This window comes from Bdellovibrio sp. HM001, from assembly GCF_055397275.1.
Genome location: NZ_AP029174.1, coordinates 2,362,646 through 2,377,523, shown reverse-complemented (window position 1 = coordinate 2,377,523; position 14,878 = coordinate 2,362,646). Strand labels below are relative to the sequence as shown.

Genomic DNA, 14,878 nt, shown 5'->3' with positions numbered 1-14,878 from the left:
GCGGTTCTTCACCGGCCTCGCCATTAACAATTCCAGGATATTTATTTGCGTGCCTGAATCTCGGTCTCTTGAACTGTTTCAACACTGTCGCAATAGACCTTGTCCAGGGTTTTGGAACCGGACTTCTTGTAGTAAACATAAGCGCCTTTCAGGCGTTCATTGTCGTTGAAGGTCTGCACTTTTCCATCCACGAAGCCTTTGGCAGGACTCCAGTCGATGCTGCAATAACCGGCTTGAATATCAGGTGTAGATCGTACAGGAACCTTTTCACCGTTTGCTTCACGCAGATCTGCAATTTTTTGTTCAACCTCTTCTGACAGTTCCAACTTCAGGTCAGCGACAGTTTGTTTGGTTTGGCTCAACTCTGCTTCCAGGGCGGCAATGCGCTCCTGGGTCATGGTCTTGAGTTTCGCTGACATACGTAAGTCTTTTTCCAGATTGCTGATTTTGAATTCTTTGGACGGCAGACCTTTGCTGCTGCTGCCGGCTTTCATTAGCTGTGATCTGACGTGATCGGCGTTATCCTCCCACAGGTCAAAACCAGCTGTCTCTTGATTCAGACAGGCGACGCGCACAGGTTTTTTGTCGTTGATTGTGCAAGAGGCAATCTTAAAGTCCAAAAGATTGCCCTTGCCAAGAGCGGGCTGGGGCAGATTCTTGAGAAGCTCGGTTTTGCTCTTACTTGAAACCTTAACTAGCAATTGGTCCTCGGAATAGGAATTGGCAGCTGTGTCTGTGTCGGTGGATTTGATTCCTCCCAGACAGATTACAGGACTGGTTTTGTTCTTGCCGCGATACTGCATCCACCAGTTGCCTTTATAGGACTTGTTCGGCGTGACAGTGAATTCACAGTAATTGGGGTCATTGGGTTCGCGGGCGCAGGCCACCGCATTCATAGAAACACCACGACTTTCCTTGCGATAACAAAGAAGCGGGGACTCGCTGGCTTTCAACGGAGATGATTGCAAGTGGGACGTGTAGACCTTTTTCGTCAGACTGACGATGTTGGTTTTACCTTCAACATAATCGCCAATGCGAGGTGATTTGATATTGAGCGTATCGGCTGGGGGTACTACCGTTACGCCGATATCGCAGACTCTGCGGGCAACGAACTTGTGTTTGCCGGCTTTAGAGTCGTAGTTGAGATTTCCGTATTGCCAGCTGCCGTCTTTAAAGACACAGGCGCCGCCGTAGTTTTTTTTGTAATTCAGGTCAAAGTCATTGCAGCTGACACTGAGGGTTCGAGCAGCACCATTGACGGATGCCGAATAAGAACAGTCTTTGGGTCTTCCATCTGTCAGGGTCTCGGATTGCGCTGACAGGGGAGTAAGCATGAATAATAGCACGATCGAGCGCTTCATGGGGTTCTCCTTCTTAAATTCCTAGAATGTACTTATTTGCAACATTGCATTTTTCGTTAACGTGACAGAAGACATCTTCGCCGTCGGCATCAACACTCTTGGCAACACAAAGACCATTTTGTTCATCCAGCCCCGGAGGGCAGGGAAGTTGACATTTGGCTTCGGACTCGGTCCAGGCACCGCCAAAGCTGGAGCAAATTGCTGCAAGGTCGGTATTTTCAAGGCTGGCCGTGCAGCCAATGATATTGTTGCGTGAACTATCCAGATAGAAGAAGGCAGCAGCCCGTATTGGAGACTTCGGTGTGTTTTGTGCCGTGGCATCCAGGCGCAATGAGCCTTTTATGATTCGGCTGTTGGCAAAGTCAGTGGCATTCGCCCCTTCCAAGGCCACGTATTTATCACTGCGGTTTTTGCGGTCATAGTAGGGGGCAATACTGATGCTTTCAATTTTAAAGCGTCCGTAAGAGTCACCATTTTTTAGTTCCAGGAAACGACCGGAAATGCCTTTGTTCAAGGTAATTAATTTATTGTTCACCCAAGTGTCTGAGGTCACGGGAATGGGGTTTTCAAGGTCGGCAATGCCGCAGTTCGCGGACTTGCTGAGCTCCACCAGCTCACCAGAAAGTTCACGGGCCTCAAGTAAAGTGTTGAGGTTTGTTTCATGTTTATAGTTGTTCGCCATCAGAGTCATGAAGCCGCTGACGGCAATTCCCAAAATTGCCAGCGACAAAAGTACTTGTATCAAACTGAAACCACTCTGATTTTTAATATTCATATTTAAGTCCCGGGGGCCCTTGTACGTCCTAGAAAATGACTGTTAGTTATCGGGAAAAAGAAAGAGCTTCTAAAGAGTGCTAAAAAAAATTAATCAAACCTCGTGAAAAAGAGGGGAACATCTCCAGCAAACCCAAAAGTTCTCGGTAATATCGGCCATAATAGATAACCTCAGCCTTATTGATGAATGTTTTCGATGTCTGATATATCGAAGACCTCATATCCATTATAAAGTTGAATATAAAGATAGTTCCCTCGCACTGAAACACCCTTGGCATTGAAGCCTCCGAATTCAGATTTGTTGATGGTACGCTTTAAGACCGGTGCTGATGGATTAGCGACGTTTATGATTTCCACGTGGCCAGCATCTGCTACAAAGACATAGTTGTCTTTTTTTGCTACTTGTTGCGCAGTTCCGGGGGTGTTGTAGGTGCCTGTCAGTACGGGGGCGGCGGGATCGGTCAGGTCGACAATCTGCAGTCCTGCGGTGCCGTCAGCCAGATAAGCAAAGCTGCCATCTTGGATGGCATGATAAGCTGTCCCTGGGGAATTATAAGTTCCCAGCAGTGTCGGACTGGCCGGTGTGCTGATATCAAAAATCCGAAGACCTGTGCCGAGACTTGCGGCTAAGAGTTTGGTGCCGCTGACATGAAGACTTTTGATGTCAGCATAGGCTGTTGTTGACAGCATCGTCAGATTTGCCGGATTGGAGGCGTCAAAAAGGCTTAAATGAGAATTTGACTCGGTGGCATAGATGATACTGCCGGATTTGACTATGTCGTTCAGGTATTTGTTGTCCCCCGTGCGCGAAACTTGAGACAGTGCCACGGGGTTTTTGGGATCAGCCATATTAAAAGCTTTCAGGAAAAACTGATCCGCCACAAAAAGGGTGTTACCTTCTTCAATGGGATTCGCCACGATGGAATATAGTTCTATGCGTGTTAAATATTCAGGCTGCGTGGGTTTGGTGTTATCCAGAACCATCATACCAAAATAGCTGTCCGCCAGATACACCCGAGTGGCGGTCGTGGATAGAGCACTAAGGCTCTTGATCGTTGTGGGTTTGTTCATTTTGAGATACTTCTTGGAGTCATCATTTAGAATTTTAAATCCAGTGGATTCGTCAGCAATATAGATATTGCCGTCTTTGGCCTGAATCCCCAGGCATCCCCCCAATTGGTAGGCCTCTTTCAGAACCGGTAGTGGCGGGGTGGTGATATCAAAGATTTGAAGACCGGCGTTATAGTCACAGCTATGGAGCTGGTTGTCTGCAACGACAAGATTTGCGGGAACATCGGTGCCGATGGTCTTGTAAACAAGAGAAGGGGCCGCGGGATTGCTGACATCAAAGACACCCAGATTTTGATTGCCTCCGACAAAGACATAGTTGCCACTCTTAGTAACGCTGTAGGTAGGGATCGGACCTGACGGATAGTCATAGGTTGAAACCACAGTCACGCTGGCGGGATTTGAGATATTCACAATCCGCAAGGAATTGGTGCCGGCTAGATAGGCATAGTTGCCTTCCACATACACATCGTCAGCATAATAGCCGTAACTTCCCGCCAGAGTTGGAGTTGCGGGTGTGGTGACGTTGTAAATGTAAATCCAGGAATCATAGACGACATAGACAAAATTGTTGAGTTTGAAAATCTGGCGCGCACCACTGCCATGATCCAGGGTGGCCACGATGGTGGGGCTGGCCGGATTGCTGACGCTGATGACTTTCATGCCGCTATTGCCAACGGTGGCATAGACATAGTTATTGTCGTAAATGATTTCTTTCTTGCAGGCGGTAACCCCTTGCGGAGTTTCGCCCAGGTATTTCGGATGAGCGGGATTACTGATATCAAGTACGGTCATTCGGCCCCAGTCATTTTCACAAACGTAGGCGCGGTTGCCGGAGGCGTCGACCGAATTGGTCCACCAGTTCACGCCACGATAGCTGTAAGGAATGTGCGGGGCTTTGATGTCAGAAATATCCAGCGTGCCAACGCCATAAGTTTCCGAAGCGACGAATAGATGAGTGCTATTGGAGATAAATCCATAGGGAATTCCCCACCAAACCGTGGCGAAAGGGGCGGCGGAGCCCTGGGTGATGGGGTTTACCGGGTCGCTGATGTCGTACACAATCAGACCGTTGTAGTAGTCCATCGCCAGCAGATAGTTTCCTTGAATGTCGAGCTTCTCAACTGCATTGTTGTAATTGAAATAATCCATGTAGCTCGATGCCAGTGTGGGATTGGCTTTGTTAGAAATATCGACGATGTCGATGCTGTTCCAGCTGACGGCGATATAGGCATAGTTCCCTTTAACTTTGACATCCAAAGCGTCGCTGTTTGTGAGGTAAGAACCGACCAGAACGGGTGTCGCTGGTGTGCTGATGTCAAAAATTTTGAGTCCTTGAAATTCGTCAGCCAAGTACAAATAATTGCCATCCACTTGGGCCGAGACCGCATTGCCATCGGTGTCGATCGTGTTAACCAATTGCATGTTGGCAGGATCAGTAAAATCCACAACACGAACTCCAATGGCATTATCTGGCACATAAGCCAGCGTTCCCCTGGTGGCCACGCGGTGGGGAAAACTTAACATCAAAGTCGACTTCAATACGGGAGCTTGTGGGGCGGTGATGTCATAGAGTTCAAGAAGGCCACTGCTGTTTGAAACAAAGAGCAGGTCATTCACCTTGGTCACGCGATGGATGCTGGATCCTTTCAGGGAGTTGATTTCTTTGGGGAGATAGGGATCTGTGATATCCAAAATGCTTAGCCCCCGGGATGTACCAGCCAGCAGAATGTCGCCACTGAGGGCTAAATCATAAGGTGTGCCGCCGTAGCCCCAGGCGTTCTGTTTTGAGACGGCTGGGGGCGGTGGTGTAGGGGTCGGCGTCGGTGTCGGTGTGGCGGGGGGTTCGAAACTTCCCAGGTCGAGACTTTTCGGCTGGAAAAGCTCAGCGTTTACAAGCCCGCAAGAGGTTAGCAGGAGAAAAGACAGAATAAGAAGCAAATTTTTCGAGTACGTTCTCATAAGTCTCTCTCTCGGAATCTCGAGAAAAACTTATGAGGCAAATGCAACACTTCCTCTATTTCATATCGGCAATAAAAGGTCGGCAGATCAAATTGAGATCCTTAATTGCTTTCGACATATCAGCCTGCTCCAGGAGGGATGTCTGTTCAGACATAATAAAAGCAGTCGCCTGACGAACAGCGGGCGTATTACCTTTCCATCCGGGGCTTTGTAGAGCATTAAAAAGCAGGATCTCATGCACGATCAATCCCGCTTGCTGGAAGCTGTTCATGCGAATCCAGATATCTTCGTTGATCAAGTAGCGTGGAGCCTTGTGCAGAGGTGTACGCAGTTGCAAAGCGACTTGTTTCTTTTCGCAGCCCACCGGCACGACATAGGACACTTCATCTTGTACGTTGTGCATTTCGTGGCCTGGCAAATGGCGGATCTGCTCCCAGAAAGAGTCATTGTCAATGTAACTGGACAGGCAAGTGTGCAGGTCCGGGGCTGTGGTTTTCAGCGGCTCGATCAGTTCTTCGACAGTGTCTTTAATATGCAGCGGTTTGAAGGCGGACCACAAGGCCTCTTGAGGGTGTTCCCCATAGGAATACAAGACATCCCTTTCGTGCAGATCCAGCAGGCGTGGGGTTTGGCGGGGACAGACAATCACATCGCCGCCGTTGCAGATTTCATCACCTGCAAAGGTCGGAAAAGATAAAGAGAGAAACGCAATGAAAAGAACCGCAAAAGTGTGCATAAAATTCCTATTAGAGTTTGCTCAAAGGGACAAGTTGAACACCCAGTAAATAAACCTGCTCGGCGTTTCCTTCTTCAAGAAGATTGGCCATTCTTTTTCGGAAGGCGCGGATTTCTTCTTTGGCCTGCGGGAGCTTCGACATATCAATCGCCATCATGATATGGGACACGTCCCGAAACTCCACCGGAGTTTTATCTAATGAAGAACGGCTTTGTTCCATGAGTTGAAGATGCATATGGCGAATCACTGAGCTTGGAATGTCCTTACTTGTGGTCAGGAAGGTTGTGGTCCGGACGAAGCGGCCTTGATGTTCTTCGATGAGTTTCAGTTTCATCAGGCGTTTCAATGCGGCCTGTGCCTGGGCGGGGGTGATGGCCAGGCGGTTGGCAAACCATCGGGGATCCAGCGTTGCCTCCGGGGTTTTTACCAGACTCAAGATGGCAAGATGGTACCAGTCACGAATAAAATGCAACTCATCCTGGCTCAGCATGCGATCGGGTCGTTGCATTTTGCTGCGTTTTTTGGAGGTTTGGACAAAGTGTGTGGGGCTGAGATTCAAAGCCCGGGTTATTTTCCCAATATAATAAGGTGAAAGGGGGCGAGTGCCATTAAGGATTTCAGAGACCCTTCCTGAGGGGATTTGTGCCTTTAAGGCCAGATTGCGCCGGGACATTTTGCGGCGTTCAAGTTCGTCTCGCACAAGTTTTAAAAATTCCAGATGTTCCAAGGTGCTCCCAGTGCTGAGTGAGGGAGCCAAAATTTAGGTCATTTCTCCTAAAAAGTGAACAAATCTATGGAACTTTGCCATAGTTTTACGCATGAGTGATGAAATAGTGTTGCATATCCGGGAAGAACTTGTGCGTCGACGCGCTAAAAATCCACGCTATTCATTACGGGCGCTGGCGACCTTTTTGGGGGTGGCCCCCAGTGTTCTGTCGCGGGCGTTGTCTGGTGAGACTGTTTTAAGTGAACGAAACCGCACCCGCATCCTTGCTCGATTGCGCGGGAAGCGGGACTCAGCGACTTAAAATTCTTCTTTAGTCAGTGCCCAGATCTCCATATCCATCCACTTTTTATTCACCAGCAAGCGGCGCTTGCTAAGACCTTCTTTGCGCATCTTCAAAGCTTTGGCGACCTTGATGGATTTTTTGTTAGAGGGGGCAATGCCAGCTTCCACCCGGTGAAGCTTTAACTTTCTAAATGCGATATCCAGGGCCCCGTGACTTGCTTCTTGAGCAAAACCATAGCCCCAGTAGGGATTAAAAATGCGATAGCCAAGGTAGGCATTTTGGAAAACTGCACGGGAAATATCCATCAGGCTGACGTTGCCGATCAGAAGCCCATCGTCTTTCAGAAAAACTCCGAAAGAGTAAAAATGATCAGCATTTCTTTGCTGCTTTTCTTGCCTCAGAAGTTCTTTGAATTTCTTTTTGGTCAGTTCGCTCTCGGCCCAGTTGGTTTCATCCCATTCATTTTGGGGCGGTTTCATACTGGAATAGGCCTGCACCCAGTTTTCGTAGTCAGTTTCTTCCAAGGGGCGCAGGATCAGACGGGCGGTTTTTTTATAAAGAGGCAGATCTATAGACTTCATTGCTGACAAGTCTAAGAGGGATGCGTTTTAAGTTGCAATAGAAATAGGTCAAATTATGCGAACTGCGCACCACGGATGTGTGGGGTTCATGACCAACCATTTTAACGGTGATCTTGACGGGATGGTCTTTTTTGATGGCGACAAGTTTCGGGGTTACGTAGCGGGTCTTTTGGTCTTCAATCCAGATCTCGGCACCTTCTTGTTCTGAGATCACCATGCAAAGGCACATTTCCGGCTTTTCCAGACCCAAGAGTTCTCGCAAGTTTTTAAACCATGCCATGATAGCCTCCCGCAAACTGGCACAGGGTTTAGCACAGCTTTATTTTTCAATTCCAGTGAAAAGGATAAAACTGGACCTCGAAATTGTTCCGAACAAATAAGGGGATTATGGGGAAATTAATGCAGCGCCAAAGGTGCCACAAGATAGAATTCAGGGATTTCCACGCTGAAGCTTTCTCCGTTTTCGGCTACGAAGAAATAGCGTCCAACCATACTGCCGGTGGAGGTGTTCAGTGGGCAGGCGCTGTCGTATTCGAAAGTCTGCCCGGGATGGATCTTAGGCTGTAATCCGACAACACCGGGGCCGCGGACTTCCTCTTTGTTTCCAGCAGCATCAGTGATGATCCAGTGACGGCTCATCAGTTGGGCAGGTGAGGATCCAATATTTGTGATGGAAATTTTGTATGCAAAAAAGTGATAACCCTTTTCAGGTTTGGATTCTGAAGGGACATAGACGACTTTTGCCGAGATTTGAAAATCTGGGACGGATGTTTTTTGCATGCTCATACGAAACTCAGGATAAATCTTTCCCTGATTTCCGGCAAGAGCAACAGATGGTGCGTATCTTTTTTGGAGTGCGGCGTGTTGCAAAAAGGTACGGCGTATCCATTAGCGAAGTGGAAGCCCCGTCAGTTCGAAAACCAAGGGATAATGATCGGAGGGAAGATTCAGCTTGGCATCCATGTTTCGTGGGATGTCATGTTCCATTCCGAATTCATCCTTATAACGGTACACCTTGCAAGAGCCCGGTTTGACATGGCTCTGTAATGATGGTGGCGCAAAGACGAAGTCAATCTGGCGCCCATCGGCTCGAGAGCCGCTGCGGACCTGATAAAAGGTGGCCCGTTCTTCGGGGGGCAAACCTGCAACTTCCAAGATATCTCGCAATTGTGTGCGGCTGTAGATATGTTTGAACTCTTCATCCGTGCCCTGAGAGCTTGCATTGCCATTGAAGTCACCAGCCACCATGACGGGAACATGGGGATGGGTGGTTCCCAGTTCTTCATAAATATCCAGCAGGGTCTTTAGTTCGGCTTGGCGTCTTTCAAATCCATTGGGATCAATGCGCTCGGGATCCAAGCGGGATTTTAAATGAGTCAGCAGGATGATCAGGAAGGGTTTGTCCTGATCCTTTTTGAAAAGTTTCAACTCGACAACGTCCCGGGAAAACTTGTGGCTTGTGGTGATCTTGCCACCCTTGACCGGATAACCTGCATTCAGGCTGTCTCTTTCATGGGGGTAAAGATAGTTGATCAGACGATTTTTATTGGACTGAAGGTCAAAATAAAAGGGCAGACCTTTGCGAATCAAAAAGCCGACGTCGATATTGCGTTCAGAGTTTCCTTCAATAAGACAAGGTGAATACGCATCATCCATAAAGAGAAGGTTGAAGTTATTCAAAGACTCCAAACCACCCACTTCGCACAGCATAACAATATCGGCATTGATGTCTTTAAGGGCCTTTGCGATTTCCAGGGTCTTTTTCAGGGGCTTATTTTCATAGACGGACGTGGACAGACGTTGCCACTGAGTTTCTTTCAGATTCAAGACATCCTTGGACGGAGTTCCATCAAACATCAAAAACAGGTTCTCTGCATTGAGTAAGCAAAATTTTAGGTTTGTGGTCTCGGTCCACGTCATATTATGATTTTACGGAACATACCGCCCTAGAAGCCACCTCAAAACATACTCTGCCGCATCGCTTCGTATGCTGGCGGAAGCCGAGGGGTTTCTTTCGCATAAAAATAAAAGTGAGGCAGACAGTGGCAAAAAAAGCGGCTCCAGCAGCAAAGTCATCCGGCAAACTTCAATTCCATTCTTGGATTGAAACTTTCGACTTCGGAAAAGAACTTAAAGTAAAAAATGAAATCACCGGATACGTTTATTTCTTAGGGGTGGATGACACTGCGAAGTTTTCTTCGCTGATCGGGACCCATTCTTTGGAGTGGCAGTCCAAAGCTCTAAAACAAAGTGAAAAGGAAGTCGTTTCTTTCGTTGGCGCGCAGGGGCCGGTGTGGATTCTGCGCCCGCGCAAAAAAGCGACTGTTGGACATGATGGCCTGATTGATGAAGCGGCCTATACCTGGGCGCGTGATCAGTTCGGTTCTTTGGTGGCGCAGTTTAAAGCTCAGCAGATCAAGGCCGTACAAATTGAATTCCATGGCACCGAAGGTGTTCAGGATTTGGGGGCCTTGACGGGAATGGATATGGCGGCCTACAGCTTCCGCCAATTTGTTGACGGTAAACAGTTGGCCGATCTGCCAAAGGTAGCCTTGAAAAAATCTTTGGGCGCTTGGGATAAAGCCGTCGTTAAGGATGCGATGCTGCGTGCCCGTGCTGTCAATGTGGCCCGTCACATGGTGAATCTGCCTCCGAATGATCTAAATCCTAAATCTTTTGCGGAAATGGCGACCAAGCGTTTGGGCTTCCCGAAAAATACCAAAATCACAGTCTGGGACACCAAAAAACTGGTTCAGGAAAAAATGGGACTGCACGTGGCGGTCGGTCAGGGGGCTGAACACGGGCCTTGCATGGTTCACTTGAAGTACCGCCCAACCAAGAAGTCTTCACTGAAGCCGGTGGCCTTTGTCGGTAAAGGGATCACCTTTGACACCGGCGGCTTGGATATCAAGCCTTCTTCCGCAATGCGCTTGATGAAAAAGGACATGGGTGGGGCGGCCAGTGTGATCGCCCTGGCTCAATGGGCGGCTGAAAGTAACTATCCAGGTCCGCTGGATTTCTATCTGGCTTTGGCAGAAAACGCGGTGGATGGAAAGTCCTTCCGTCCAAGTGATGTCATCACGGCTCGCAATGGGATGAAGGTTGAAATCGACAACACCGATGCGGAAGGTCGCTTGGTTCTGGCCGATGTTTTGGATGTGGCTTGCACGCAGAAAGCCGCTGATGAAGCTGAGATCGTGATTGACGTGGCAACATTGACTGGAGCCATCAAGGTGGGTTTGGGAGCTGAGATTGCCGGGTTGTTCTCTAACGACGATGAGTTGGCGACGGCTTTGACCAAGGCCGGACAGCGTTCGGGGGATTTGAACTGGCGTATGCCATTGTTTGAAAAGTACTGGGGTGATCTATCTTCGCCATTTGCGGACTGCAAAAACTCCGGCGGCGGCTTCGGTGGTGCGATCACGGCGGCCTTGTTCCTGCAAAAATTCGTGCGCGGAAAAAAATGGGCGCATCTGGATGTCTATGCCTGGACGGATAAAGCCCAAGGGGCCTTGCTTGCCAGCGGCGGTAATGGTCAGCCAGTGCAGTGCTTGATCGAGTTCCTGAACGCTCGAGCATCTAAATAGAATTTCTCTGCAAGCTCCCCTCGGGGAGCTTTTTTTTTGGCGTCACACTGACACCGAAAGGGTTGGCCTTAAAATTGCTTTGGATTTTTGTACCTTCTTTGATGGGGTGAAGAAGGTACAAAAAACGGGGGTTTTCGTGATGTCAGCTATAAGAAATTTTTTGGTACTTCTTCTATCCGCAACTTGTTTTTTCTTTGCGCATAATGCTGGCGCTCAGGATCGCAACTCTCAAGAGCGTATCCGTGTGTTGGAAACCCGGGTTTATCAGCTTGAAGCCAATCTTTCTCAAATCAATCAACGCCTGGCTAACTTGGAATATGGCCATCGTCCTCCTCCATTCCCGGAGCCTGCGCAGGAGGTAGCCTGCCTGATTACCGATACTGGCTATAACAAAGTGTTCCTGGGTAAAGGCCGCATAAAACTTGAAGCGGAAGCCGCAGCTCGCGAAGCCTGTGGGAAGTCGGTTCATGCCAGCTACTGTCAAGCGGTTGTGAAGTGTTCGGACCCACGCCAGGAGCGGCCGATTGCAGGTGCGATTTGTATGTTGACTGATACCGGGTATCAGAAAACCTTCAAAGGCGAGGGGAAGTCTCTGATCGAAGCAGAGTACAATGCTCGTAAGCAGTGTGGTGACAGTGTGCATGCCTCTTACTGTGTTGGTGCCGTTCGCTGCGACACTTTCTAAGGGCACTTAATCAGTTCAAATTCTAAGGCACGCTCTGATTTTGAGCGTGCCTTTTTATTTGTGTCGATCATAAAACGACCGCATAGTAAGGACTCGCGAGGTTGAATATGTTGGCGAGAATCCTGATTCCGTTGGTTGCTCTGGTGAGTTTGGTTCCTTTTGTTTCCTCTGGCGTAGCCCTTTTTGCGGGCGTTTTTGTAGCTTTGGCTTTTGGAAATCCTTATCTGGATCACACCCGTAAAATCACTCACTCCTTGTTGGGTATTGCCGTGATGGGAATGGGGGCCGGGATGGACTTGCACGTGATTGGGCGGGTCGGCTTGCAGGGGGTCGGTTACACTGTCGTGGGAATTTCGTTGTCTTTGTGTCTTGGGATCTTGCTGGGGCGTCTTTTGAAGACTGAACAGGACACGTCTGTTTTGATCTCTGTAGGAACTGCGATCTGCGGGGGCAGTGCGATTGCTGCTGTGTCGCCGGTGATCCGCGCTAAACATCATGAAGTGTCCGTGGCTTTAGGCACCGTTTTCTTACTCAATGCTGTGGCACTCTTTGTATTTCCTCCCTTGGGGCATTTCTTCGGCTTGACGGAGCATCAGTTCGGTCTGTGGAGTGCGCTGGCGATTCATGACACCAGCTCTGTGGTCGGAGCTTCCATGCAGTATGGGGCTGAAGCGTTGCAGGTGGGAACGACGGTGAAACTGGCGCGGGCTTTATGGATTGTTCCCGTGGCGTTTGTTATTGGTTATGTCTACTCAAAGAAAACTAATGCCACGGGGGAAAAGGGCAAGGCGAAACGCCCTTGGTTCATTTTAGGCTTCCTGGTTGCCGCAGCCATCGTGACCTGGATTCCGGTTTTAAAACCTGCCGGTGAGGTGGTGAACGCCGTCTCCAAACGTTTACTGGTTGTGACCTTATTCCTGATCGGCTCTAGCCTGACGCGAGAAACGGTGAAGAGTGTGGGAATCAAGCCCTTCTTGCAAGGCGTGATACTTTGGGTGCTGGTGGGTGGCGCCACCTTGGGCGCCCTCTTGTTAGGATGGATTCACTAGAATATCAGTCCCGATCCGTGCGATAGGCATCACTGAAAGACTCGGGAACGACGGAGGATCTGACCAGATCACCATCTTCGTTGAACTCCAGTTTGTTCTTGCCGTGGTAAGAGCATTGAGTCTGGGTATAGCCCGGCGTATAGCTGGGCGGAAAGTTGCCGTCGGTGGCTTGGAAGACCATTTTTTTGATTTTGCCGGAGGGATAGAACTCCACAAAGCTTGAAAACTTCTCATTGATAAAGCTTTCGTTGCAGACACGGTTAAAGATCTCATCACCGATGCGCACAGAAAATGAATCTGCCAATTGAGCAATGTGAATCCGATCGGAGCCGGGGAAATAAATGATGGGAGCCATTCTAACGCCAGTCATATTTCCCTCGGGAGTGCGTATGAAAAGTCTTAAGCTCAGCCCGTTATAGTCACCACGGGAAAAATGTAAAGAACGCAAGATCCTCAGCAGCTCCGTTTGTGTCAGATTTTCGACAGAGTGAAACAACCAGGCATTCAGGTATCTGGAAGAAACGGAATTGACGTGGTTGTTTTCTGGCAGAAGAGCTTCGCGATAGATCAGCTCATGCAGCAGAAGGTAGGCCCGGTCCAATGTGGAGGCCTGCTCCCACAGACTTTGATTGAAAAGAAAGCGCATTTTATTCGTGACGGGCGACGTGATGAAGATGGCTGCCTGCTCTTGTTTGCAGAATTCAGGAATCATGGTGGTGCTGCTGTCGGGCAGGGGAAGGAAGGAAAAATTCTTTACGAACTCTCGAGAGCTTAAAAGCTCCGAAAACCATTGGTTATAGAGCTGAGCCCGTGTTGGGTTGACGGTGTGCAGTTTGCCCAGGATGTAACGAACCACCTCGACTTCATCACGCAGAAGTTTCAGGGATTCTGCGGGCGGCAGCGCATGTAAATAGGCGGCTTCGATATGGTCCACGGAAAAGACGCCGGCCCCCAAAAAACTTTGGCCAGAGCAGGACATCAAAAAACCACCGTTGCCACGCTCATATCCCTGAGGATGAGATTCAAGTGCCAGGGATTGGCTGGAAAAGGCTAACAATAGAAAAAGCAGGCTTTTCATAAAGGTTCCTTTGGTTCGTCCGAGTTGACCAGCGGGAAGAATTGAATATTGATCTGGTGGACACTTTTTTTTGCGCCCTTCTCCATGACACGCACAAAGCTACGTCGGAAATCGCGGATCAGCTTTTTGGCTTTGTTGATATCCTTGGGATCCATGGTCAGAGTCATAGAGCTGAAGTCACGCTCGTAAACACCGACGGTCTTGATTTTCTCCTGCGCCAACTGCAGGTCCCCCAGCAGGCCCTGCATGCGTGCATGGCTGGGGATGTCGTATCCGGTCGTCGCTTCCTGATGGGAAGGGACCCAGGCGCCGCCGTCCCACTCCACCAGACCGGCCATAGTCATAGCCTCCAGCAGTGACTCTAACTCCTGCACAGGAAGACTCAGGCGTTTGGCTATTTCCAGAAGTTGATGCCCCTGAGTGTTGTGCCGATGGCGGATGGAAGAATAAATTGTCGTCTGGAAAAAGCTTAGTAGTGCAAAAGGTTTCCAGTCCGCCAGTTTTTCGACGACATGTTCTTCCAGGACAGGCCCGAAGGTCTGCTTTTCTGAGGGCGATACCAGGGATCTTCGCAGCTCACTGATGTCAGTCTCGGAAAGCTTCAGTGCTGTACAGAACTTGTCGGCATAATAAGCGGTCAGGGGCCGTTTGGCATTGAGGATTTCAGACAATCGCCCCGAAGAGATTCCCATTCTTGCAGCGATCAATCGAAGCGACATTCGGGGGTTGTTTGACTGCTTCTCTTTAATAATTCTTTTTAAAACCAAATGAGACGACATTGAGTCTTTTATAGACACGGCTTTAAACGATGTCATCGTTTTGTTTTAGTCAGTGCGTGATGATGCTCCCATTTGTGTTTAAATGGGAGCGCTTTGAATATTTCACAAGGTTCTTTGTTCATGACTGGATCGCCCGAAACACCGATCTGGCTTGCGAAAGAGGACGCTGCTCCCAGCGTTTTTGACTTGGTGGGAGCGCTTTTTGGTC

15 protein-coding genes are annotated in these 14,878 nt (G+C 49.1%); 4 read left to right on the top strand and 11 right to left on the bottom strand.

The features are described 5' to 3' along the window. Window positions 1–41: 41 nt before the first annotated feature. From ACZ5ZZ_RS11275 to ACZ5ZZ_RS11255, 5 genes are all read right to left on the bottom strand, one after another. Window positions 42–1,361 (bottom strand): hypothetical protein, encoded by a 1,320-nt coding sequence (locus ACZ5ZZ_RS11275; protein ID WP_464131200.1) that lies wholly within the window; start codon window positions 1,359–1,361, stop codon window positions 42–44. 13 nt (window positions 1,362–1,374) lie between these two features. After that, window positions 1,375–2,136 (bottom strand): type IV pilus modification PilV family protein, encoded by a 762-nt coding sequence (locus ACZ5ZZ_RS11270; protein WP_464139428.1) that lies wholly within the window; start codon window positions 2,134–2,136, stop codon window positions 1,375–1,377. 176 nt (window positions 2,137–2,312) lie between these two features. Further along, entirely contained in the window at window positions 2,313–5,165 is a 2,853-nt protein-coding gene (locus ACZ5ZZ_RS11265; protein WP_464139425.1) for an LVIVD repeat-containing protein, read from the bottom strand. 55 nt (window positions 5,166–5,220) lie between these two features. Next, window positions 5,221–5,901 (bottom strand): hypothetical protein, encoded by a 681-nt coding sequence (locus tag ACZ5ZZ_RS11260; protein ID WP_464139423.1) that lies wholly within the window; start codon window positions 5,899–5,901, stop codon window positions 5,221–5,223. A 10-nt stretch (window positions 5,902–5,911) separates the two neighbouring features. Further along, the gene (locus ACZ5ZZ_RS11255) at window positions 5,912–6,601 is read right to left on the bottom strand and encodes a TIGR02147 family protein (RefSeq protein ID WP_464142383.1); all 690 of its coding nucleotides are present in this window, start codon (window positions 6,599–6,601) and stop codon (window positions 5,912–5,914) included. 118 nt (window positions 6,602–6,719) lie between these two features. Here ACZ5ZZ_RS11255 and ACZ5ZZ_RS11250 point away from each other — a divergent pair, with 118 nt between their 5' ends. After that, window positions 6,720–6,929, top strand: a complete 210-nt coding sequence (locus ACZ5ZZ_RS11250; RefSeq protein ID WP_464139421.1) for a hypothetical protein — start codon at window positions 6,720–6,722, stop codon at window positions 6,927–6,929. On the opposite strand, the gene ACZ5ZZ_RS11245 is transcribed toward ACZ5ZZ_RS11250, so the two are convergent. The 4 genes from ACZ5ZZ_RS11245 to ACZ5ZZ_RS11230 all read right to left on the bottom strand — a co-directional run bounded on the left by ACZ5ZZ_RS11245 (window position 6,926) and on the right by ACZ5ZZ_RS11230 (window position 9,412). Then, complete coding sequence (locus ACZ5ZZ_RS11245; RefSeq protein ID WP_464131188.1) at window positions 6,926–7,492, bottom strand: GNAT family N-acetyltransferase; 567 nt, start codon at window positions 7,490–7,492, stop codon at window positions 6,926–6,928. The genes ACZ5ZZ_RS11250 and ACZ5ZZ_RS11245 overlap by 4 nt on opposite strands. Then, entirely contained in the window at window positions 7,464–7,772 is a 309-nt protein-coding gene (locus ACZ5ZZ_RS11240) for a hypothetical protein (protein ID WP_464131186.1), read from the bottom strand. The genes ACZ5ZZ_RS11245 and ACZ5ZZ_RS11240 overlap by 29 nt, the downstream gene beginning before the upstream one ends. A 116-nt stretch (window positions 7,773–7,888) precedes the next feature. Beyond that, a complete protein-coding gene (apaG, locus tag ACZ5ZZ_RS11235) occupies window positions 7,889–8,278 on the bottom strand; it encodes a Co2+/Mg2+ efflux protein ApaG (protein ID WP_464120665.1) in 390 nt (129 codons plus the stop codon). 102 nt (window positions 8,279–8,380) lie between these two features. Further along, window positions 8,381–9,412 (bottom strand): endonuclease/exonuclease/phosphatase family protein, encoded by a 1,032-nt coding sequence (locus ACZ5ZZ_RS11230; RefSeq protein WP_464139419.1) that lies wholly within the window; start codon window positions 9,410–9,412, stop codon window positions 8,381–8,383. A 122-nt stretch (window positions 9,413–9,534) separates the two neighbouring features. Here ACZ5ZZ_RS11230 and ACZ5ZZ_RS11225 point away from each other — a divergent pair, with 122 nt between their 5' ends. From ACZ5ZZ_RS11225 to ACZ5ZZ_RS11215, 3 genes are all read left to right on the top strand, one after another. Then, complete coding sequence (locus tag ACZ5ZZ_RS11225) at window positions 9,535–11,079, top strand: M17 family metallopeptidase (protein WP_464139417.1); 1,545 nt, start codon at window positions 9,535–9,537, stop codon at window positions 11,077–11,079. 139 nt (window positions 11,080–11,218) lie between these two features. Next, on the top strand, window positions 11,219–11,764 hold the full coding sequence (locus ACZ5ZZ_RS11220) for a hypothetical protein (protein WP_464139415.1): 546 nt from the start codon (window positions 11,219–11,221) through the stop codon (window positions 11,762–11,764). 107 nt (window positions 11,765–11,871) lie between these two features. Then, a complete protein-coding gene (locus ACZ5ZZ_RS11215; RefSeq protein ID WP_464139413.1) occupies window positions 11,872–12,813 on the top strand; it encodes a YeiH family protein in 942 nt (313 codons plus the stop codon). 4 nt (window positions 12,814–12,817) lie between these two features. On the opposite strand, the gene ACZ5ZZ_RS11210 is transcribed toward ACZ5ZZ_RS11215, so the two are convergent. Both ACZ5ZZ_RS11210 and ACZ5ZZ_RS11205 read right to left on the bottom strand, forming a co-directional pair. After that, on the bottom strand, window positions 12,818–13,891 hold the full coding sequence (locus ACZ5ZZ_RS11210; protein WP_464139411.1) for a hypothetical protein: 1,074 nt from the start codon (window positions 13,889–13,891) through the stop codon (window positions 12,818–12,820). Further along, window positions 13,888–14,670: a TIGR02147 family protein gene (locus ACZ5ZZ_RS11205; RefSeq protein ID WP_464139409.1), complete on the bottom strand. Its 783-nt coding sequence runs from the start codon at window positions 14,668–14,670 to the stop codon at window positions 13,888–13,890. The genes ACZ5ZZ_RS11210 and ACZ5ZZ_RS11205 overlap by 4 nt, the downstream gene beginning before the upstream one ends. Window positions 14,671–14,878: the final 208 nt, after the last annotated feature.